The organism is Enterobacter sp. ENT02 (genome assembly GCF_019219165.1).
In the GTDB taxonomy this organism is placed as follows: Bacteria; Pseudomonadota; Gammaproteobacteria; order Enterobacterales; family Enterobacteriaceae; genus Enterobacter; species Enterobacter mori.
This window is the reverse complement of sequence record NZ_JAHUWD010000001.1, coordinates 15,524-35,300: the sequence shown is the minus strand read 5'-3', so window position 1 is coordinate 35,300 and position 19,777 is coordinate 15,524. Positions and strand designations below refer to the sequence as shown.

Annotated in this window: 2 protein-coding genes; both read right to left on the bottom strand. The window is 61.5% G+C overall.

Features of this window, described 5'->3' with window-relative positions; translation table 11 throughout:
- Positions 1-149: 149 nt before the first annotated feature.
- Positions 150-18,155 carry an Ig-like domain-containing protein gene (locus KW829_RS00075; protein ID WP_218307332.1) on the bottom strand — a complete coding sequence of 6,002 codons (18,006 nt, stop codon included), beginning with the start codon at positions 18,153-18,155 and terminating at the stop codon, positions 150-152.
- 121 nt (positions 18,156-18,276) lie between these two features.
- On the bottom strand, positions 18,277-19,614 hold the full coding sequence (locus KW829_RS00070) for a TolC family outer membrane protein (RefSeq protein ID WP_089601326.1): 1,338 nt from the start codon (positions 19,612-19,614) through the stop codon (positions 18,277-18,279).
- Positions 19,615-19,777 lie beyond the last annotated feature (163 nt).

Here is a 19,777-nt window from a genome sequence, read left to right as displayed (position 1 = left end):
TTTCGCACTGAAATGATACCTTCACGGAATGATTAAGAATCGAACACTTCCTAAACGAGCCCGCAAAATAATCTTGTGAAATATAGGGTTATGGCTATTCATGTAAAGAAACGCAAAAAGCCGCGAGGATCGCTCCCCGCGGCGTTGTTTTACGCAATTAACAGCTGATGGTTCGCCAGCAGCGTCGCCAGATCCGTCTGCACGCCGTTCAGTGTCACCAGGGCGGTTGGCGAGAACTGGCCGCCCGTCCCGTCCAGGTCCACCTGGATCTCGGTGTTGCTGCCGTTCTGCACTACGCGGATGTAGTCGCTGATATTGCCCGCGCTGCTGTCCAGCGTGGCCACGCCGTTCACGTAGCTCGCCGAGCCCGTGCCGGTATAGCCGCTGCCGGAGAGCAGATCGCGCAGGTCGATACGATCCGTGTCCGCCGTCCCTTCCCAGGTGCCGACCGTAAAGCCGTTCACCACGTCGTGACCGTTACCGCCCGTCGCATCCGTCGCGTTGATCAGCTTGTAGAGCAACGTATCGTGACCGCCGCTGCCGATGTTGAAGGTGTCGTTCCCGCCGCGGCCTTCGAACTGGTTATCACCGCTGTTGCCGGTAATGACGTCGTCGAAGTTCGAGCCGTTAATTCCCTCAATGTTGAGCAGTCGTGACGTCCCGAACCCGGTGTCCTGCGCGGTAGAGAGGCGCAGGTCAACGGTCACGCCGGAGGTCGCATTGCGGTAATCCACCACGTCCATCCCGCCGGTGTTGCTCCAGGTGTCGTAGTCGGAATGGGTATCCCAGCCGCCGGAGCCGTTATAGGTATAGGTGCCGTCCTCTGCGATAAAGGTGTCGTTATACCCGGTCCCGGTGATAGTCCCGCTGTGGCCGCCGGTGGCTGCTTCGGCCGTCAGGACGTAACCCTCTTTACCGTTGCCCGCCTCCAGACCGCTCCAGGTGACGTTATCCGACACGCCGTTGGTAATCTTCAGGATCTCAGCCGAATAGGTTTCATTCGGATCCAGCCCGTAGAAGCTCACCAGCGCAGAGGTATCGTTCGAGCCAATACCGGACTGGGCGTTGATGATCTGCGACGCCACCAGTACGCCCGCGGCGTTGTACAGATTGACCGTGTTGCCGTAGTAGGCGTTGATGCCCTCGCTGTCGACAATGTGCAGGTGCATCGCGGTGCCGTCAGCAATGGTTTTGCTGTTTTGCACCAGCACCACCTTGCCGTTCTGCTGCGATACCAGCAGATCCTGCGCGCCGTCCCAGTTGTAGTCCACCGCCGCCACGCCGGTGACGTTCGCCAGGCCCGAAGCCAGCTGGCTTGAGGTCCAGGTAGAGCCGTAACCGTTGTTGGTGAACAGGGTCGCCGTCTGCGAGCCGCCGTAGGTGCTGAGCTTGATGATGTCCATCTGCCCGTCACCGTTCCAGTCCACCGCCACCGACAGATACCCTGCCGTGGCGTTAGAGGCTTCCACCGCGTTCTTGGTGGCAGAGAGCTTTCCGGTACCGTCGTTGTAGTAGATCACCCCGCCGTTGTTGTTGTAGCTGCTGCCCAGGTATAGATCCATGTAGCCATCGCCGTTGAAGTCCGCCCACGTCATGGATGCCGCCGTGGTGGTATTCGAGGCATTGGCCACAAACACGTTCGTCAGGTTCTGACCGATAGAGAGCGTGCCGTTGCCGTTGTTGTTGATCACGGTTAACGAGTACGCGCCGCTACGGTTGGTGTGCTGGACAATGTCTACCGTGCCGTCGTTGTTCAGATCGACGCCGGAGATTTCGCGCCCGGAATCGAACTGACCGTAGAAACCGCCTTCGCCACCGGTGCCGTCCGGCGACAGAACGCCGTTGTTGTTCACCAGATAGGTCAGTGAGTCCATGCCGGCATCGCCGTACGCCAGATCCAGATAGCCATCCCCGGTTTTATCGTAGGCAATGACGCCGCCGTACCAGATGGTGGTCCCCATCGCCAGCTGGCTGGCGTTATAGGTGCTGCCATCATAGGTCCACATCACCTGCGTAGAGCCAGCGTAGGTATTTTCCGTCGCGAAGATATCCTGCGTGCCGTTACGGTCGAAGTCAGCGGCGGTCTGGCTCACCACGTAGTAGCCGCGGGTGTTGGTCAGCGTATTTCCGGCATAGGTCGAGCTATCGCTGCTGGAGTAAGACTGGCCGTTAGCAATGATATTCCACAGACCGCTACTGTTCATGCCGAGGGTCATGGTGGAGTTGTTGCTGTTCCCTGCCGTGGTTGCCCAATCGGTATTCACCGAGGTGGTATCTATCACCAGGCTACCTGTCGCCGTACCGGTGGTATTGCCGTTACCCGCACTGCTCTTCACCTGCGCCGTCACGCTGTAGCTCGACACGCTCAGCGCATCACCGTCCGGGATCTGCAGATACCAGGTGTTGTGATCCGGATCGACCACCACCGCGCCGCCGGTCTGGGACGTGTAGGTTTTTCCGTTCACCGTCACCACCAGGTATTCACCGTTCACCAGGTCAGCGGAGACGGTACCGCTGACAATCGGCGTGGTGTCCGACGTGGTCTGCGCGGTAATCGCCGCCGTGGTGGTCGGGATGCTGGTATCAACGTTCAGCACAAAGCCGTCGGATTCCGTGTAGTTACCGGCTTTGTCGGTGACGCGCAGGATGTAAGTGTGGTTGCCGTCGCTCAGGCCATTGTCCTGGAAGGACCAGCTCGCGCTGCCGTTCATGGTCACCTGTCCGAGCAGGACCCCGTCACGATAGAGCTGCACAATTTCACCGTCGTCCGGTGCGCGGTTAAGCGTGCCGTTGATCAGCGGCGAGTTATCGTCCGTTGCCACCGCACTGCCAAAGGTCCCCTGACGCTCGCCTTCACCGTCGGTATAGCTCACTACCGTGCCTACGGTGGTTGGCGGCGTGGTGTCCACCGTCACCACCTGAGAGGCGGTGGAGCCGACGTTGCCTGCCTGGTCGATAATCCGTACCTGGTAGGTGTAGTCTCCGTCAGGCAGATCGCGGGTATCGGTGTAGCTCCAGCGCTGGTTGGTGACCGTGGTATCGAGCCAGGTATTTCCGCCGTCCAGGCTGATCTGTACGCGCTCATCGCTTGCCAGCGCGCTGCCCAGCGAACCGTTGATGGTCAGCGTGGTGTCCATGGTGATGAAATCACTGCCGGACTGGCCGGTATCGTCGCTGATGCTGTCGATGGTGACGCCGTACTGCGGCGACTGGGTATCCACCGTCACCGCCTGCGCGGTGGTGGCCCCGACGTTCCCCGCCTGGTCAACGACCCGCACCTGATAGTTATGGCTGCCGTCGGTCAGGGTACGCGTGTCGCTGTAGCTCCACTGCGTACCGCTTACGGTGGCGTAAACCCAGGTGCTGCCGCCGTCCATGCTCACCTGTACGAATTCACCCGCGCCGAGTTCTGCGCCGAGCGTTCCGTGCAGCGTGTACGAGGTCGAACTGGTCAGGAAGTCGTTATTGTCGAAGCCGGTATCCACGGTGATGTTATCCACGGTCACCGTAATCGCCGCATCCGGGGCGACCGTATCGACGGTCACCTGCTGATGGGCGCTGGCGCCTACGTTACCGGCGGCATCCACCACGCGAACGTAGTAGTCATAGGTCTGGTTACCCAGCGTGCGGCCGTCCACGTAGTACCAGCTGTTGCCGGTGACGATGACGTTCTGCCAGGTCACGCCGCCGTCGATGCTGATCTGCGCGTATTCCCCGTCGGCCAGCGTTGCGCCGAGCGAGCCGTGCAGCGTCAGCGAGGTATCGTTGGTGATAAAGTCGCTGCTGCTCAGGCCGGTATCGTCACTGATGCTGTCGATGGCGATCGTTTTGCTGGCGTCAGGTGCAACCGTATCAATGGTCACCACCTGGCTGGCGGTGGCGCTGATATTGCCCGCGTCGTCAATCACGCGCAGCTGGTAGTTGTAATCCCCGTCGGCCAGCGTGCGGCCATCAACATACGTCCAGCTCAGGCCGCTGACGCTGACATCGATCCAGGTCACGCCACCGTCGAGGCTGATCTGCGCGTGGTCGCCGCTGCCGAGCGCCGCGCCGAGCGTCCCTTTCAGGCTGATCTGGTTGTCGCTGGTGATAAAGTCACTGCCGGACAGGCCAGTATCCTGGGTGATAGAATCAACCGTAATCGTCGTTGCTGCAGGCATGGTCAGGTCAATCACCACATCCTGGCTGTCCGTCGCCCCCACATTGCCCGCGTTATCGATCACGCGCACCTGGTACTGGTAGGTCCCGTCCGTCAGGGTGCGGCCATCGGTGTAGCGCCAGGTGGTGCCAGTCACGGTCAGGTCAATCCAGGTGGTGCCGCCGTCGAGGCTGATCTGCGCCTTCTCGTTATTGCCGAGCTGCGCGGTCAGGGAGCCGTTGACCACAATGTGGCCGTCGTTGGTGATGAAATCACTCGCGCTCAGGCCGGTGTCGCTTTGCAGCGAATCAATCGTAATTCCCATCGACGGCGCGGTCAGATCGACGGTCACGGTGTGGTTATCACTGCCGCTGTTGCCGATGGTATTGCTGACCTGCGCGTTAATCACGTACGAACCGCCGTCCGCCAGCGCGGTCACGTCTGCGCTGCCGACCGTATAGCTCCAGGTGCCGTCATTCTGCACGGTCGCCGTATAGGTTTTACCGTTCAGCGTAATGGTCACCGTCTGGCCCGCCGGGGCGTCGGTGGTGCCGCTGACAGCCAGCGGCGTGCCGTGCTCGGCGGCGTTGACGATATCGTCCTGTGCAAAGGTGTTAATGGTGATGGTTGGGACATCGCCGTTCAGCGTCACGTCGTGCGTTGCGCTCCCCGGGTTGCCCGCCTTGTCGTTCACCGTGGCGGTAATCGCGTACTGCCCGTCGCTCAGGCCGAGGAAATCACGGCCCGGCACGAAGACCGACCACGAACCGTCGGCTCCAACGGTCGCCTGATAGCTGTGCCCGTTGAAGGAGACGGTCACCGTCTGGCCCTGTTCCGCCGTGGTGGTGCCGCTGATGGTCTGGCCCGCCAGCTGCTCCGCGTTGTTGACGATATCGTCATCGGCCACGGTGCTGATGGTCACGGTTGGCGCGACGGTATCGACCGTTAAGGTATGCGTGGTTTGACCGTTATTACCCGCCTTGTCGTTCACCGACGCAGTGACCGTCAGCGCGCCTTCGCTCAGGCTGGCAAGATCGGCGGCCGGAACGTCCAGCGTCCAGGTACCGTCGTTTGCCACGGTGGCCGTGTAGGTTTTGCCGCCCAGCGTCACGGTCACCGTCTGGCCCGCTTCCGCGCTGGAAGAGCCGTGTACGGTGAGCGGCTGCTGCGCTTCCGCCGCGTTAAGCACGTCGTCGCCGGACAGCGTCGCAATGCTCACGATCGGCGCAGTGGTATCCACGCTGATGGTATGCGTTGCCGAGGCGCTGTTGCCCGCGCTGTCCTGCGACGAAACGGCCACCTGATAGCTCGCGCCGTCGGCCAGCGCGCCCACATCAGCGGCAGGAACGGTTGTGGTCCATGAGCCGTCGCTTTGAATGGTGGCCGTGTAGCTCTTGCCGTTCAGCGTCACGGTAACCTGCGTGCCGCTGGCGAACTGGGCGCTGGAGCCGTTAATCACCAGGGACGAACCGGCTTCAGCGGCGTTGATGACATCGTCACCGCTAACGGTGTTCACCGTCAGCGCCACGGAGGCGGTGTTCACCACCACATCGTGGGTCTGGGTGCTGCTGTTGCCCGCGCTGTCGGTAATGGTCGCGCTGAGGATCACGGTGCCGTCGTTCAGCGCGGAAATCACGCTGGCCGGAACGCCCACGCTCCAGTTACCGCTTGCGTCAACGGTAGTGGTGTACTGGTTCGAACCGATGGTGATGACCAGCTTATCGCCGACGCTCGCGCCGGTTGCGGTGCCGCTAACGATCTGTGCCTGCCCGTGCTCCACACTGTTAATGACGTTATCGCCCGCGACAGCATTAAAGCTGACGGTCGGCGGCGTGGTATCAAGCGTAATCGCTTTGCCCGCGCTGCCCGGGTTACCCGCGGCGTCGCTCACGCTGACCTGCACGGTGTAGCCGTTATCCGCCAGTGCAGACAGGTCGGTACCCGGTACGTTCACGCTCCAGAGGCCGCCCTGCTGCACCTGCGCGGTATAGCTCTTACCGCCCAGCGTCACGGTGACGGTCTGCCCGACTTCCGCCGTGGTGGTACCGGAAATGGCCACGCCCGCAGCGGCTTCGCTGCCGTTAATCACGTTATCGCCAGCGACCGTATCAATGCTCACGCCTGGCGCGGTCGCATCCACGCTGTATTCGCGGCCCGCCGAGGCGCTGTTGCCGTGCGCGTTGGTGACGCTCACCTGCACGCTGGCATCGCCGTCCTTCAGACCCGCAAGGTCTGCAGACGGTACGGTAGCCGTCCAGTTACCGTCAGCGTCCACTTTCGAGGTGTACGTCTTGCCGCCAAAGGTGATGGTAACGGTCTGGTTTTCCTCCACGTTCGAGGTGCTGCCGGACAGCACCAGATCCGCGCCTTTCTCCGCCGCGTTAATCACGTCGTCGGTAGCAATCGCATCGATGCTGACGGCAACGGCAGACAGATCGACGGTGACATCGTGGCTGATGGTCACCGGGTTGCCCGCCGCGCTCTGGCCTGCAACGGTCACGGTGACCGTACCCGCAGCCAGGGCCCCGACGTCTGCCGCCGGGATCGCCGCGCTCCACGTGCCGTCTGCCAGCACGGAGGCCGCATAGGTTTTGCCATTAACGGTCACGGTGAGCGTGGTGCCTGCCGCCAGCCCGTCGCTGGAGCCGGTGATAATCAGGTTTTGAGTATGTTCGATGCTGTTGATCACATCGTCGCCCGCCACGATATCAATGCGCAGACCCGGCAGGCTGGCGTCTATAACGATTTCGCGCTCGCCCGCGCCGGTGTTGCCGTGACCGTTGGTGACGGTCGCCGACACGGTCAAATCGCCGTTGCCCAGCGCGGTGAGGACCGTTTCCGGCACGCTAACGGACCAGGTGAGATCGCTCTGCACCGTTGCGGTGTAGGTGTTACCACCAATGGTGACGGTGACGGTATTGCCCGCTTCCGCATTCGCCACGTTGCCACTGATGGTCTGGCCCGCGGCCACTTCCGCCGCGTTGATGACGTTATCGCCCGCCACGGTATTGATGGTGACGGTCGGCAGCGCGGTATCCACCAGCAGGTTCGCGGTGTTATTCACGCTGTTGCCCACGCCGTTGGTCGCGGCAGCGCTCAGGGTATAGTTCGCTTCGCCCAGACCCGCCAGATCCGCTGCCGGAACGGTCAGGCTCCAGGTACCGTCCGCCGCCGTCGTGGCCGCGTAGTTTTTACCGTTGAGGGTCACGGTCACCACGGTGCCTTCCGCCAGGTTGGCGCTGGTGCCGCTGACGCTCAGATCCTGACCTTTCTCCACCGCGTTCAGCACGTTATCGCCGCTAATGGCGTTGAAGGCTACCGATGGCAGACCGGTATCGACGGTCACGTTATGGCTGCCGGTACCGGTATTGCCCGCCGCGTCGGTGACTGACGCAGTGACGGTTACGGTGCCGTCGCTGAGGCCGGAGATGACGCTGGCCGGTACGCCCACGCTCCAGTTACCCGCCGCGTCCAGCACGGTGGTGTAAGTCTGACCGCCGATGGTGACGGTGACCTTATCGCCCGCTGCCGCGCCGGTAGCATTGCCGCTGATGATGTGCGCCTGAGCGTGCTCAGTGATGTTAATCACGTCATCGCCCGCTACGGTGTTGATGGTTACCGCAGGAACGGTCACGTCCACCGTCAGGTTGTGATCGGCCGATGCCGGGTTGCCCGCCTTGTCGCTTACGCTCGCCGTCACGGTCACGCTGCCGTCGCCGAGTGCCGCCAGATCCGCCGCCGGAACGCTCAGCGTCCAGCTGCCGTCCGCGCCTGCGGTTGTCGTGTAGTCTTTACCGTTCAGCGTTACGGTCACCGTCTGGCCTGCTTCGGCAGTGGTGGTACCGGACACAGTCAGATCGGACTGCGCTTCAGTGGCGTTAAGAATGTCGTCGGTCGCCAGGGTGTTGATGGTTATGGACGGCGCGGTCGCATCCACGCTGTACTCGCGGCCCGCCGAGGCGCTGTTGCCGTTCACGTTGGTGACGCTCACCTGCACGCTGGCGTCGCCGTCCTTGAGGCCAGCCAGATCCGCTGACGGCACGGTATAGGTCCAGTTGCCGCTGTCGTCTACTGTCGCGGTATAGATTTTGCCGTTCAGGCTCAGGGTCACGGTCTGCCCGGCTTCCACGTTGGTGGTCGCACCGGACAGCACCAGATCCGCGCCCTTCTCCGCCGCGTTAATCACGTCGTCGGCTGCGATGGCGTTGATGCTGATAGCAACGGTCGCCAGATCCACCGTCACATCGTGGCTGATGGTAATCGGGTTACCCGCTGAACTGTCACCGGTAACGCTGATTTTGACGGTGCCTTCCGGCCACGCGCTCACGTCGGTGGACGGGATCGCCGCGCTCCAGGTGCCGTCCGCCAGCACCGTCGCCGCATAGTCTTTACTGTTGACGGTGACGGTCAGCGTCGTGCCCGGCGCCAGCCCGTCGCTGGAGCCGGTGACGATCAGATTCTGATTGTGCTCGATGCTGTTGACAACATTGTCGCCCGCCACGGTATCCACGCGCAGGCCCGGCAGGTTAGCGTCGATAGCGATATCGCGCTCGCCGGTACCGGTGTTGCCGTGGCCGTTGGTGACGGTCGCCGTCACGCTCAGGCTGCCGTTGCCCAGCGCGGTCAGCACGTCAGACGGCACGTTCACGGACCAGGTCAGATCGTTCTGCACCGTTGCGGTGTAGCTGTTGCCACCAATGGTGACGGTGACGGTATTGCCCGCTTCGGCATTCGCCACGGTGCCGCTCAGGGTCTGGCCTGCCGCCACTTCCGCCGCGTTGATGACGTTGTCGCCCGCCACGGTGTTGATGGTGACGGTTGGCAGCGCGGTATCCACCAGCAGGTTCGCGGTGTTGCTCACGCTGTTGCCCACGCCGTTGGTGGCGGTCGCATTCAGGGTGTAATTGGCCTGACCGAGACCGGCCAGATCCGCTGCCGGAACCGTCAGGCTCCAGGTACCGTCTGCCGCGGTCGTGGCCGCGTAGTTTTTGCCGTTCAGGGTTACGGTCACCACGGTTCCTTCCGCGAGGTTGGCGCTGGTGCCGCTGACGTTCAGATCCTGACCTTTTTCAACCGCGTTCAGGACGTTGTCATCGCTGATGGCGTTGAAGTTGACCGATGGCAGGCCGGTGTCGACGGTCACGTCATGGCTGCCGGTGCCGGTATTGCCCGCCGCGTCGGTGACTGACGCCGTGACGGTCACGGTGCCGTCGCTGAGGCCGGAAATCACGCTTGCCGGTACCCCCACGCTCCAGTTGCCCGCCGCGTCCAGCACGGTGGTGTAAGTCTGGCCGCCGATGGTAATGGTGACCTTATCGCCCGCTGCCGCGCCGGTGGCGGTACCGCTGATGATGTGCGCCTGGCCGTGTTCTGCGATGTTAATGACATCGTCGCCCGCCACGGTGTTGATGGTCACCGCAGGCGCGGTGATATCTACCGCCAGGTTGTGGTCCACGGACGCCGGATTACCCGCTTTATCGCTAACCGATGCGGTGACGGTCACGCTGCCGTCGGTTAATCCAGCCAGATCCGCCGCCGGAACGTTCAGCGTCCAGCTGCCGTCTGCGCTGACGGTTGTGGTGTAGTCTTTGCCGTTCAGCGATACGGTCACCGTCTGGCCCGCTTCGGCGGTGCTGGTACCGGACACGGCCAGATCGCTCTTCGCTTCGGCGGCATTCAGAATATCGTCGGTCGCCAGGGTATTGATGGTTACGGACGGTGCGGTCGCATCCACGCTGTACTCGCGGCCCGCCGAGGCGCTGTTGCCGTTCACGTTGGTGACGCTCACCTGCACGCTGGCGTCGCCGTCCTTCAAGCCCGCCAGATCGGCCGCTGGCACCGTAGCGGTCCATTTACCGTCGGCATCGACCGTGGCGGTGTAATTCTTGCCGCCGAAGGTGATGGTGACGGTCTGATTTTCTTCCACGTTCGAAGTGGTGCCGGAGAGCACCAGATCCGCGCTCTTCTCGGCGGCGTTAATCACGTCATCGCTGGCAACGGCGTCGATGCTGATGGCAACGCTCGCCAGATCCACCGTCACATCGTGGCTGATGGAAACCGGGTTACCGGCGCTGCTCTGGCCCGCAACGGTCACGGTAACCGTGCCTGCGGCCAGCGCACCGACGTCCGCCGCCGGGATCGCGGCGCTCCAGGTACCGTCTGCCAGCACGGTCGCCGGATAGGTTTTGCCGTTTACGGTCACGGTCAGCGCCGCGCCCGCCGCCAGCCCGTCGCTGGAGCCGGTGATAATCAGGTTCTGCCCGTGTTCGATGCTGTTGATCACGTCGTCACCCGCCACGGTATCCACGCGCAGGCCCGGCAGGTTGGCGTCTATAACAATTTCGCGCTCGCCCGTGCCGCTATTGCCCACGCCGTTAGTGACGCTGGCTGACACGGTTAAATCGCCGTTGCCCAGCGCGGTCAGAACGGATTCCGGCACGTTCACGGACCAGGTGAGATCGCTCTGCACCGTTGCGGTGTAGTTGTTACCGCCAATGGTCACGGTCACGGTGTTGCCCGCTTCGGCATTCACCACCTTACCGCTGATGGTCTGCCCGGCTGCCAGCTCCGCCGCGTTAATGATGTCGTCACCTGCAATGGTGTTGATAATCACGCCCGGCAGAACGGATTCCACGTTCACGGTGTGCGACGTGCTGGTGCTGTTGCCGACGCTGTCCGTTGCCGATGCGGTAACGGTGTACAACGCTTCACCCAACGCGCCGACCTGATCCGCCGGAACGGTGGTGGTCCATTTCCCGTTGCTGTCGACCATCGCGCTGTACGCTTTGCCGTTCAGCATCACGGTCACCACCGCGCCTGTCGCCAGGCCGGAAGCCGTACCGGAGATCGTCAGATCCTGGGTTTTCTCGGTGTTGTTGATCACATCGTCACCGGAAACGGTGTCAATGGTCAGCACCGGCGCGGTCAGGTTCACCTCCACGCCGTGCGTGGCGCTGTTGCTGTTGCCCGCTTTATCGGTCAGCGCCGCAGTAATGGTGTAATCCCCGGCGGCCAGCGCGGTGACGTCCGCCGCAGGCACGCCCACGCTCCAGTTGCCGGAGGCATCCAGGGTGGCGGTGTAGGATTTGCCGTTGAGGGTTACGGTGACCACGTCGCCCGCCGCCGCGCCGGTTACGGCGCCCGTAACAATCAGAGCCTGCGCATGCTCGACGCTGTTGATCACGTCGTCGTCGGAAACGATGTTAATGGTCAGCTGCGGGACGGTGGTATCGACCAGCACGTCACGATCCGCAGAGGCCGGGTTGCCCGCCTTATCAGACACGGCGGCGCTGATGGTGTAGTTGCCGTCGGTAATACCGCTCAGATCCGCGGACGGCACGGTCACGCTCCAGCTGCCGTTCGCCTGTACGGTGGTGGTGTAATCCACGCCGTTCAGCGTTACGGTGACGGTCTGGCCCGCTTCGGCGTTGGTCACGCCGTTAACGACCAGATCCTGCTGCGCTTCGGCCGCATTGATGATGTTGTTGTCGCTGACAATTTCAATAGATACCGTCGGCGCGGTGGCGTCCACGCTGTACTCGCGGCCTGCCGACGCGCTGTTGCCGTTCACGTTGGTGACGCTCACCTGCACGCTGGCATCGCCGTCCTTCAGGCTGCCCAAATCGGCAGACGGTACGGTCGCCGTCCAGTTGCCGCTGGCATCGACCGTCGCGGTGTACGACTTGCCGCCGAAAGTGATGGTAACGGTCTGGTTTTCTTCCACATTGGTGGTCGAGCCGGACAGCACCAGGTCCGCGCCTTTCTCAGCCGCGTTGATTACGTCGTCCGAGGCAACCGGGTTAATACTGATAGCAACGGTCGCCAGATCCACCTTCACGTCGTGGCTGATGGAAACCGGATTGCCCGCCGCGCTCTGGCCGTCCACGGTCACGGTGACCGTGCCCGCATTCAGCGCGCTGACGTCTGCCGCCGGAATGGCCGCCGTCCAGGTGCCGTCCGCCAGCACGGTTGCGGCGTAGGTTTTGCCGTTAACGGTGACCGTCAGCGCAGAGCCGCTCGCCAGCCCGTCGCTGGAGCCGGTAATAATCAGGTTTTGCGCATGCTCAATGCTGTTGATCACATCGTCGCCCGCCACGGTATCGACGCGCAGGCCCGGCAGGTTGGCGTCAATAACGATTTCGCGCTCGCCGGTTCCGATGTTGCCGTGGCCGTTGGTGACGCTGGCTGACACCGTCAGTTCGCCGTTACCGATGGCGGTTAACACCGTGGACGGCACGTTGACCGACCAGCTCAGATCGTCCTGAACCGTCGCGGTATAGGTATTGCCGCCGACTGAAACAGTGACAGTGTCACCACTCGCCGCGCCGCTCACTTTGCCGCTCAGGGTCTGCCCGGCAGCCACTTCCGCGGCGTTAATGACATCATCCGTGGCGACAGGGTTGATGGTGACCTGCGGCAGCGCGCTGTCGACCAGCACGCTGTGGCCAGTGCTCGCGCTGTTGCCTGCGGTGTCGGTTACGCTCGCCGTCACCACATAGCTCGCTTCGCCCAGCGCAGAGACGTTTGCCGCCGGAACGGTGACGCTCCAGCTGCCGCTGGCGTCGGTGGTGGCCGTATAGCTGATACCGTTCAGGGTCACCGTAATGGTGGTTCCGTCCGGCTGGTTGCTGGTGCCGGACACCAGCAGATCCTGGCCTTTCTCGGTCGCGTTGATTACGTCGTCAACCGCCAGGGTATTGATGGCGATCGTCGGCGCGGTCAGCGAGACGTCAAACTCGTGCGTGGCGGTGGTGCTGTTGCCGGCTTTATCGGTGAGGGTCGCAGAGATCGTCTGCTCGCCGTTAACCAGCGCGCCCACGTCCGTCGCCGGAACGCCCACGCTCCAGTTCCCAGACGCATCCAGCATGGCGGTGTAGTCTTTGCCGTTCAGGCTCAGGGTAATCACGTCGCCCGCCTGCGCGCCCGTCACCTTGCCGGAGACGATCAGCGCCTGGCCGTGCTCGGCAATATTCACGACGTCGTCGCCCGCAACGATGTTGAATGAAATCTGCGGTACGGTGGTGTCGACCAGCACCGAGGAGCCCGCGCTGGCCGGGTTGCCTGCCTTATCGGACACGGTCGCCGTGACCGCTGCGCTGCCGTCGGTGATGCCTGCCATATCCGCCGCCGGAACGTCGAGCGTCCAGCTGCCGTCCGCCTGCACCTGCGCGGTGTACTGATTGCCGTTGAAGGTCACGGTGACCGTCTGGCCTGCTTCGGCAGTAGAGGTGCCGCTCAGGGTCAGACCCTGCGCCGCCTCTGCCGCGTTGAGCATATTGTCATGGCTGATGGTGTTGATGGTCACCGTCGGCGCGGTGGTATCGACGCTGAATTCCTGCGCCGAAGACGCCGCGTTGCCGTTCACGTTGGTGACGCTGACCTGCACGCTGGCGTCGCCGTCTTTCAGGCCGCTCAAATCAGCTGACGGTACGGTCCAGGTCCAGTCGCCGTTGGTATCCACCGTCGTGGTATAGGTTTTACCCGCGAAGGTAATGGTCACGGTCTGACCCGCTTCAACGTTGGACGTGGTGCCGGAAAGCACCAGGTCCTGGCCTTTTTCCGCCGCGTTGAGCACGTTATCGTCGGTCACGCTGCTGATGGTGATGGCGACAGGCGCGAGATCGACGTCCACGATGGTCCCGATGGCCACCGGGTTGCCGGAGGCATCCTGCGCGCTTGCCTTGATATCCAGCGAACCGTCCGCCCACTGGGACACATCGGCCGCCGGTACCGCCGCCTGCCAGGTGCCGTCCGCCAGTACCGTCGCCGAATAGGCTTTGCCGTTGATGGTCACGGTCACGGTGCTGCCCGCCGCCAGATCGCTGCTGGTACCAGACACAATCAGGTTCTGCACGTGTTCAATCACGTTTATCACGTCGTCACCTGCGACGGTATCAATCCGCAGTCCCGGGAGCTGGGCGTCGATGTTGAAGTCGAGAGAAGAGGAGCCCGTATTGCCGTGCGCGTTGGTCACGCTGGCGGATACGGTGAGGTCGCCGTTGCCGAGCGCGGTTAACTGGCTCTCGCTTAACGGCAGGCTCCAGGTCAGATCGTCCTGCACGGTAGCGGTGTAGGTCTGGCCGCCAAGGATAATAGTGACAGTGTCACCTGACGCCGCGTTCGTCACCTTACCGGTCAGGGTTTGCCCTGCCGCCACTTCCGCTGCGTTAACGATATTGTCGCCCGCCAGGGTGTCGATCGTCACCACCGGCAGCGAGGTGTCTACCAGCACATCGTGTGAGGTTGAGGCGCTGTTGCCGACGTTATCCGTGACGCTCGCCGTCACGGTGTAATGGGCTTCTCCCAGCGCGCTAACGGCCGAGACCGGTACGGTCACGCTCCAGTTACCGCTGGCGTCAGTAGTGGCGGTGTAATTGATGCCATTCAGGTTAACGGTGACGCGTGTTCCTTCCGGCTGATTGCTGGTGCCGGAGAGCAGCAGATCTTCGCCCTTCTCGGTCGCGTTAATCACGTCGTCCGCCGCCAGCGTGCTGATGGTGATAACAGGCGTCACGGTATTCACCACCACATCCAGTGAACTGCTTCCGGTATTGCCGGATCGGTCGGTCACGGAGACGTCGATGGTCCAGGTGCCGTCCGTCAGCCCCTGCACGACAGACGCGGGCAGGCCAAGGCTCCAGTTCCCCGCCGCATCCACCACCGTGGTGTAATCGACGCTGTTAATGGTGACGGTCACCCGATCGCCCGCTGCCGCACCGGTGACGGAGCCGCTCAGGATCTGCGCCTGTGAATGGGCGAGCTGGTTAACGGTGTTGGTGTCGGTGACAAAGTCGTTAATGGTCACCTGCGGCACGGTAGCGTCTACCAGTCCCACGCGATCGGCGCTGCTGCTGTTGCCCGCCACGTCGCTCACGGTTGCGGTCACGGTAACGATGCCATCCGTCAGGGCACCCACGTCAGCCGCAGGCACGCTCAGCTGCCACGTACCGTCCGCCTGAACCGTGGTCTGATACGTTTTGCCGTTCAGCGTCACGGTGACCGTCTGGCCCGCTTCCGCAGTGCTGGTACCACTTAAGGCTAAATCCTGCTGCGCTTCAGCCGCATTGATGATGTTGTCGTCGGTCAGGTTATCGAGCGTAATGGCCGGTGGCTGCGTATCCACCGTGACCACGCGCGCGGCGTCCGCGCTGTTGCCGCTAACGTTAGTGACGCTGACACTCACCTGCGCGCGTCCGTCGATCAGGGTTTCCATGGCGCTGGCCGGAACGCTCAGGCTCCAGGAACCGTCCTGCTGCACCTGCGCGGTAAAGGTCTGGTCGGCGAATTTCACCACCACGGTCTGCCCTGCTTCCACACCCTGCGTCTGGCCGGAAAGAGTTAAGTCCGCGCCTTTTTCCGCCGCGTTCAGCAGGTCGTCGCCGGAGACGGTATCAATGGTGACCGCCACGGCGTTCAGATCGAGTTCAATCGGGTGTTCAGCCGCAACGGTATTGCCCCAGGCATCTACCGCGCTGACGCTAACCGTCATGCCGCCTGCCGTCCAGGCCTGCAGGTCCGCCGCCGGAACGCCGATCTGCCAGTTGCCGCTGGCGTTAACCGCGGTGACGTACTCAACGTTGTTAATGGTGACGACAATCTGCGTCCCCGCGGCCAGATGGGTACTGGAGCCGGTAACGCTCAGATCCTGCTGCTGTTCAATGGCGTTGATCACGTCATCGCCGGAAATGGTGTTCACGCGCAGGCCCGGCAGCTCTGCGTTGATATTGATATCACGCTCGCCAGTGCCGGTATTGCCGTGCGCGTTGGTAACGGAGGCACTGAAGGTCAAATCGCCGTCGCCGAACGCCTGAAGATCCGCTGACGGGATTTTCACGCTCCAGGTCAGATCGCTGCCAACCGTTGCGGTGTAGCTCTTGCCACCGACGGTGACAGAGACGGTATCGCCTGCCGCCGCGCCGGTAACGCGACCGCTGAGGGTTTGATCGACGCCCGCTTCGGCGTTATTGACCAGGTTGTCGTCCGCAAACGTATTGATAATGACCTGCGGCAGCACGGTGTCCACCAGCAGATTCGCCTCGGCAGAGCCGCTGTTACCCGCGCTGTCGGTGCCGCTGACGCTCACGGTATAAAGGGTGTTCGCCAGATTCAGCACGTCAGAAACCGGCACCTGAACCGTCCAGATACCGTTTTCAACCGTGGCCTGATAGTTAACGTTGTTTAACGTGACGGTGATGGCGCTGCCGTTCGGCAGGTTGCTGGTGCCGCTCAGGCTCAGGGGCTGCATGGCCTCCTGCGCGTTCAGAACGTTATTCTGGCTGATGGCGTCAATCGTGAATTCCGGCGGATTGCCGCTCAGCGTCACGCCGTGCGTCGCGCTGCCGGTGTTGCCCGCGGCATCAGTGACGGAGACAGAAATCGTGTGGCTGCCCTCACCGAGCGCGCCGATGACGGAGGCAGGCACGCCGACGCTCCAGCTGCCGTCGGCAAGCACCACACCGGTGAAGGTCTGTCCGCCAACGGTCACGGTCACCACGTCGCCTGCCGCCGCGCCGCTCGCCTTCCCGGAAACGATCTGCGCCTGGCCCTGCTCGCTGGTGTTCAGAATGTCGTCACCCGCGACGGTGTTGATCGTCACAACGGGAGCGGCGGTATCCACCGTGAAATCGGCGGTGGTGGAAGAACCGTTACCCGCTTTGTCGCTGACGTTGACCGTGAGGGTGTGCCCGCCGTTAGCCATCGCCTGTACTTCACCGGCAGGAAGCGTGACGGACCAGGTGCCGTCACTGCCCACGGTCGCCGTGTGATTTTTACCGTTCAGCGTGACCGTCACAATCTGGCCCGCTTCCGCATCGGTTTTACCGCTGATCGTCAGCGGCTGATTATGTTCAGCGGCGTTAATGATATTGTCCTGCGCGATTGCGTTCACGGAGAGCGCAGGCGCAACGGTATCGACGCCAATCGTCTGACTGCCGCTCACGATATTACCCGCCGCGTCTTTGCCGCTCACATTGACCGTCCAGGTGCCGTCGCCCAGCGCCTGCGCGTCTGCGGCAGGCACCTTCACGCTCCACGCGCCGTTTGCCCCGACTTCTGCGGTATAGGTTTTTCCGTTCAGCGTGACGGTCAGCGACGTTCCCTGCGCCAGGTTTTTGCTGGCCCCGGAAAGCGTGAAGCCCGCGGACTGTTCGCTGGCGTTGATCACGTTATCGCCCGCCGTGGTGGCGAGCGTCACGGCGGCCTCGGCCGTTGAGACGGTTACGGTGATGCTGCCCGCAGAGGTGGTTTTGCTGCCGTCGATCTGTACGACCGACCAGGTGTGCTCCCCGTCGGTCTGTGTCGGGAGTTTTACCGTCCAGGTGCCGTCCTTCGCGACCATGGCGCTGGCGATGGTGCTGCCGCCGCTGTCTTTAATCTGAATGGTCGCGCCCGGCTGCCCGGTACCGCTGAAGGTTGGGGTGTTGTCGTCCGTGATCTCTTTTGCACTCAGCACGCCCTGCTTGTCACCCGCGTTATCCGTCAGCAAAAAGGTCGGCGTGGCGCTCTCAACCTCTTTGGTATTATCAATCACTTTCGTTTTTGTTTCGCCGTCACCGCCGTGAGCCAGCAGCGCCCCAATGGCACCGCCGCCTAACGCCGCGCCCGCAATCCAGCCCCACGGTGCATCGCTTAATACGCTTTCCTGCTCCAGGAAAGGCTCAATGCTGCTAATGGGTGCGGCCTGCGCGGTTAATTCCGTCGCGGCCATGCCTGACGCTTCCCCGGCATCGGCAAAAGAAATATGAGTCAGTTCCTGATTATCGTTGAACACAAGCTCTGACTGATTATGCGTTTCTGGATCTTCGACAAAATAGTTATTGCAGCGGATCACGCTGCCATCTTTCATATAAATCAGGAGGTCTTTCCCCTGGCGGACATAACGCACCACATCCTGCGCAGAACCCTGGATTTCAATCACGCTCGGCGATGAAATGGATACCGACAGATTTCCTTCGCCGGTTAATTTCGTTTTCTCCGCCGTTTTGCGAATGATGACATCAACAACTTTTACGTTACTCATATTCTTCTCCTTGCAGGTGTACGGATTCCTGTGGATATGTCCACCAGACGGATGTAGCTATCCCTGGGAAAAAACACCCATTATTGTCAGACTTATTTCGCGCAGAAAGGCGCGTCTTTTTTTAACTCAAATCGGGTAATTTTGCGGCAGCGTTTTTCTCTATTCCGATAAGCGGCATCAAATTATCCACCGCAGAAGCGTAGTTAATCGCCGAACTCCAGCCGTCATATTCAGCCATTATTTTTGCGGAGGTGGCGGCCCAGACATCCTGTTCAACGCTGAGCAAATCGTTAATGCTCCGCTTGCTCAGGGTATATTCATTTTTATAGACATCGCGGGCGCGCAGGGCATTTTCCAGCTGCTGTTTTCCGGCCTCCATTCTTCCCCGGGCGCCGGTCCAGTCAGCCTGCGCGACGGAGGCTTTTTGCAGGACATCAAAGCGCGCCTGGTCGACCTGAGAGGAGGCCATAGCACGCGCCCCTTCAGCCTGACGCACGCGAGCGGAAACCGCGCCGCCCTGATAAAGCGGTGCGTCTATATTGAGCTGGATTTGGTCGTCCCAGTAAGAACGGTTGTCAGACTCATAGCGCGTACGTCCTCCCTTCAGGCTCAGGGTTGGCCAGTGCTGCGATTTTGCTGTTTCAACGCCATACTGGGCCGAGCGCTCCATGTTCTGCGCGGCCAACACCGTCGGTATCAACGAATAATCAATGCGGTTGAGGGAATCCGGCTCAACGGCAAGGTTCGCAGGGACAGGCGAATAGGTCTCAGCCTGCAGACCTGTGAGCACAGCGAGCCTTGCGCGGGCGCTGTTTAAGGCGGCGTTATACTGCGCCACGGTCGCCTGCATACCGGCAATGCGCGTGCGGGTCTGGAGTTCATCGGAGGTGGAACTCACGCCTGCATCCGCACGCAGTTTCGCCAACTGCTCAACGTTTTTGAGCGCCTGAACGTTGTCTTTGGCAGCCTGTAAAAGATCGGAATAGCGTTTAACCTCCACGTAGCCGAGCGCCGTCTTTTCCGCCACGTCAGAGAGCGTGCTCATCAGCTGGTAGCGGTAGCTATCGCGCTGGGCTGAGGACTGGCTGATGCTGTTATTCGTCTTACCAAAATCGTACAACAGCTGCGTCAGGCTCACCCCCCAGGCCGCAGAATTCTTCAGCGATCCGCTTGAGTCTGTGGTTTGGCTATGCCCCGTACTGCCGTTCAGCGATATTTGCGGCATCCAGCCGCTGCGCGCCTCATCTATTTGTGCCTGACCAATACCTAATTGTGCGGCCTGCTGGCTAATAGACGGATCGCGATCGATAGCAAATAAAATGCTTTCTTTTAAGGTTATCGCCGCCACCGGGGCCATCTGCGTTTGGCCACTATTGGCGTACGCCATATTCATTGCGAGCGTAATTAATACGATTGTCGGTGTAAATTTGAGTGAAACGTTCTTTGGCAATACCGTCATTTTTATCTCCCTGACTCTGAGTGATACTTAAGCAATTACCCAAAAGGAGGTATAGATAATTAGACAAATATCTTCTTTAACTTCCTCACTGAATTTCAGGCAAAACTCCCCCGCATCCATTTCCATTGAAGATGAGATTGTTTCTTCTTATTTCGTATAAGAA

What these genes read in the sequence shown, in the direction of transcription:
- KW829_RS00075 (WP_218307332.1), bottom strand. Translation starts at nt 18,155, where the DNA reads ATGAGTAACGTAAAAGTTGTTGATGTCATCATTCGCAAAACGGCGGAG.
- KW829_RS00070 (WP_089601326.1), bottom strand. Translation starts at nt 19,614, where the DNA reads ATGACGGTATTGCCAAAGAACGTTTCACTCAAATTTACACCGACAATC.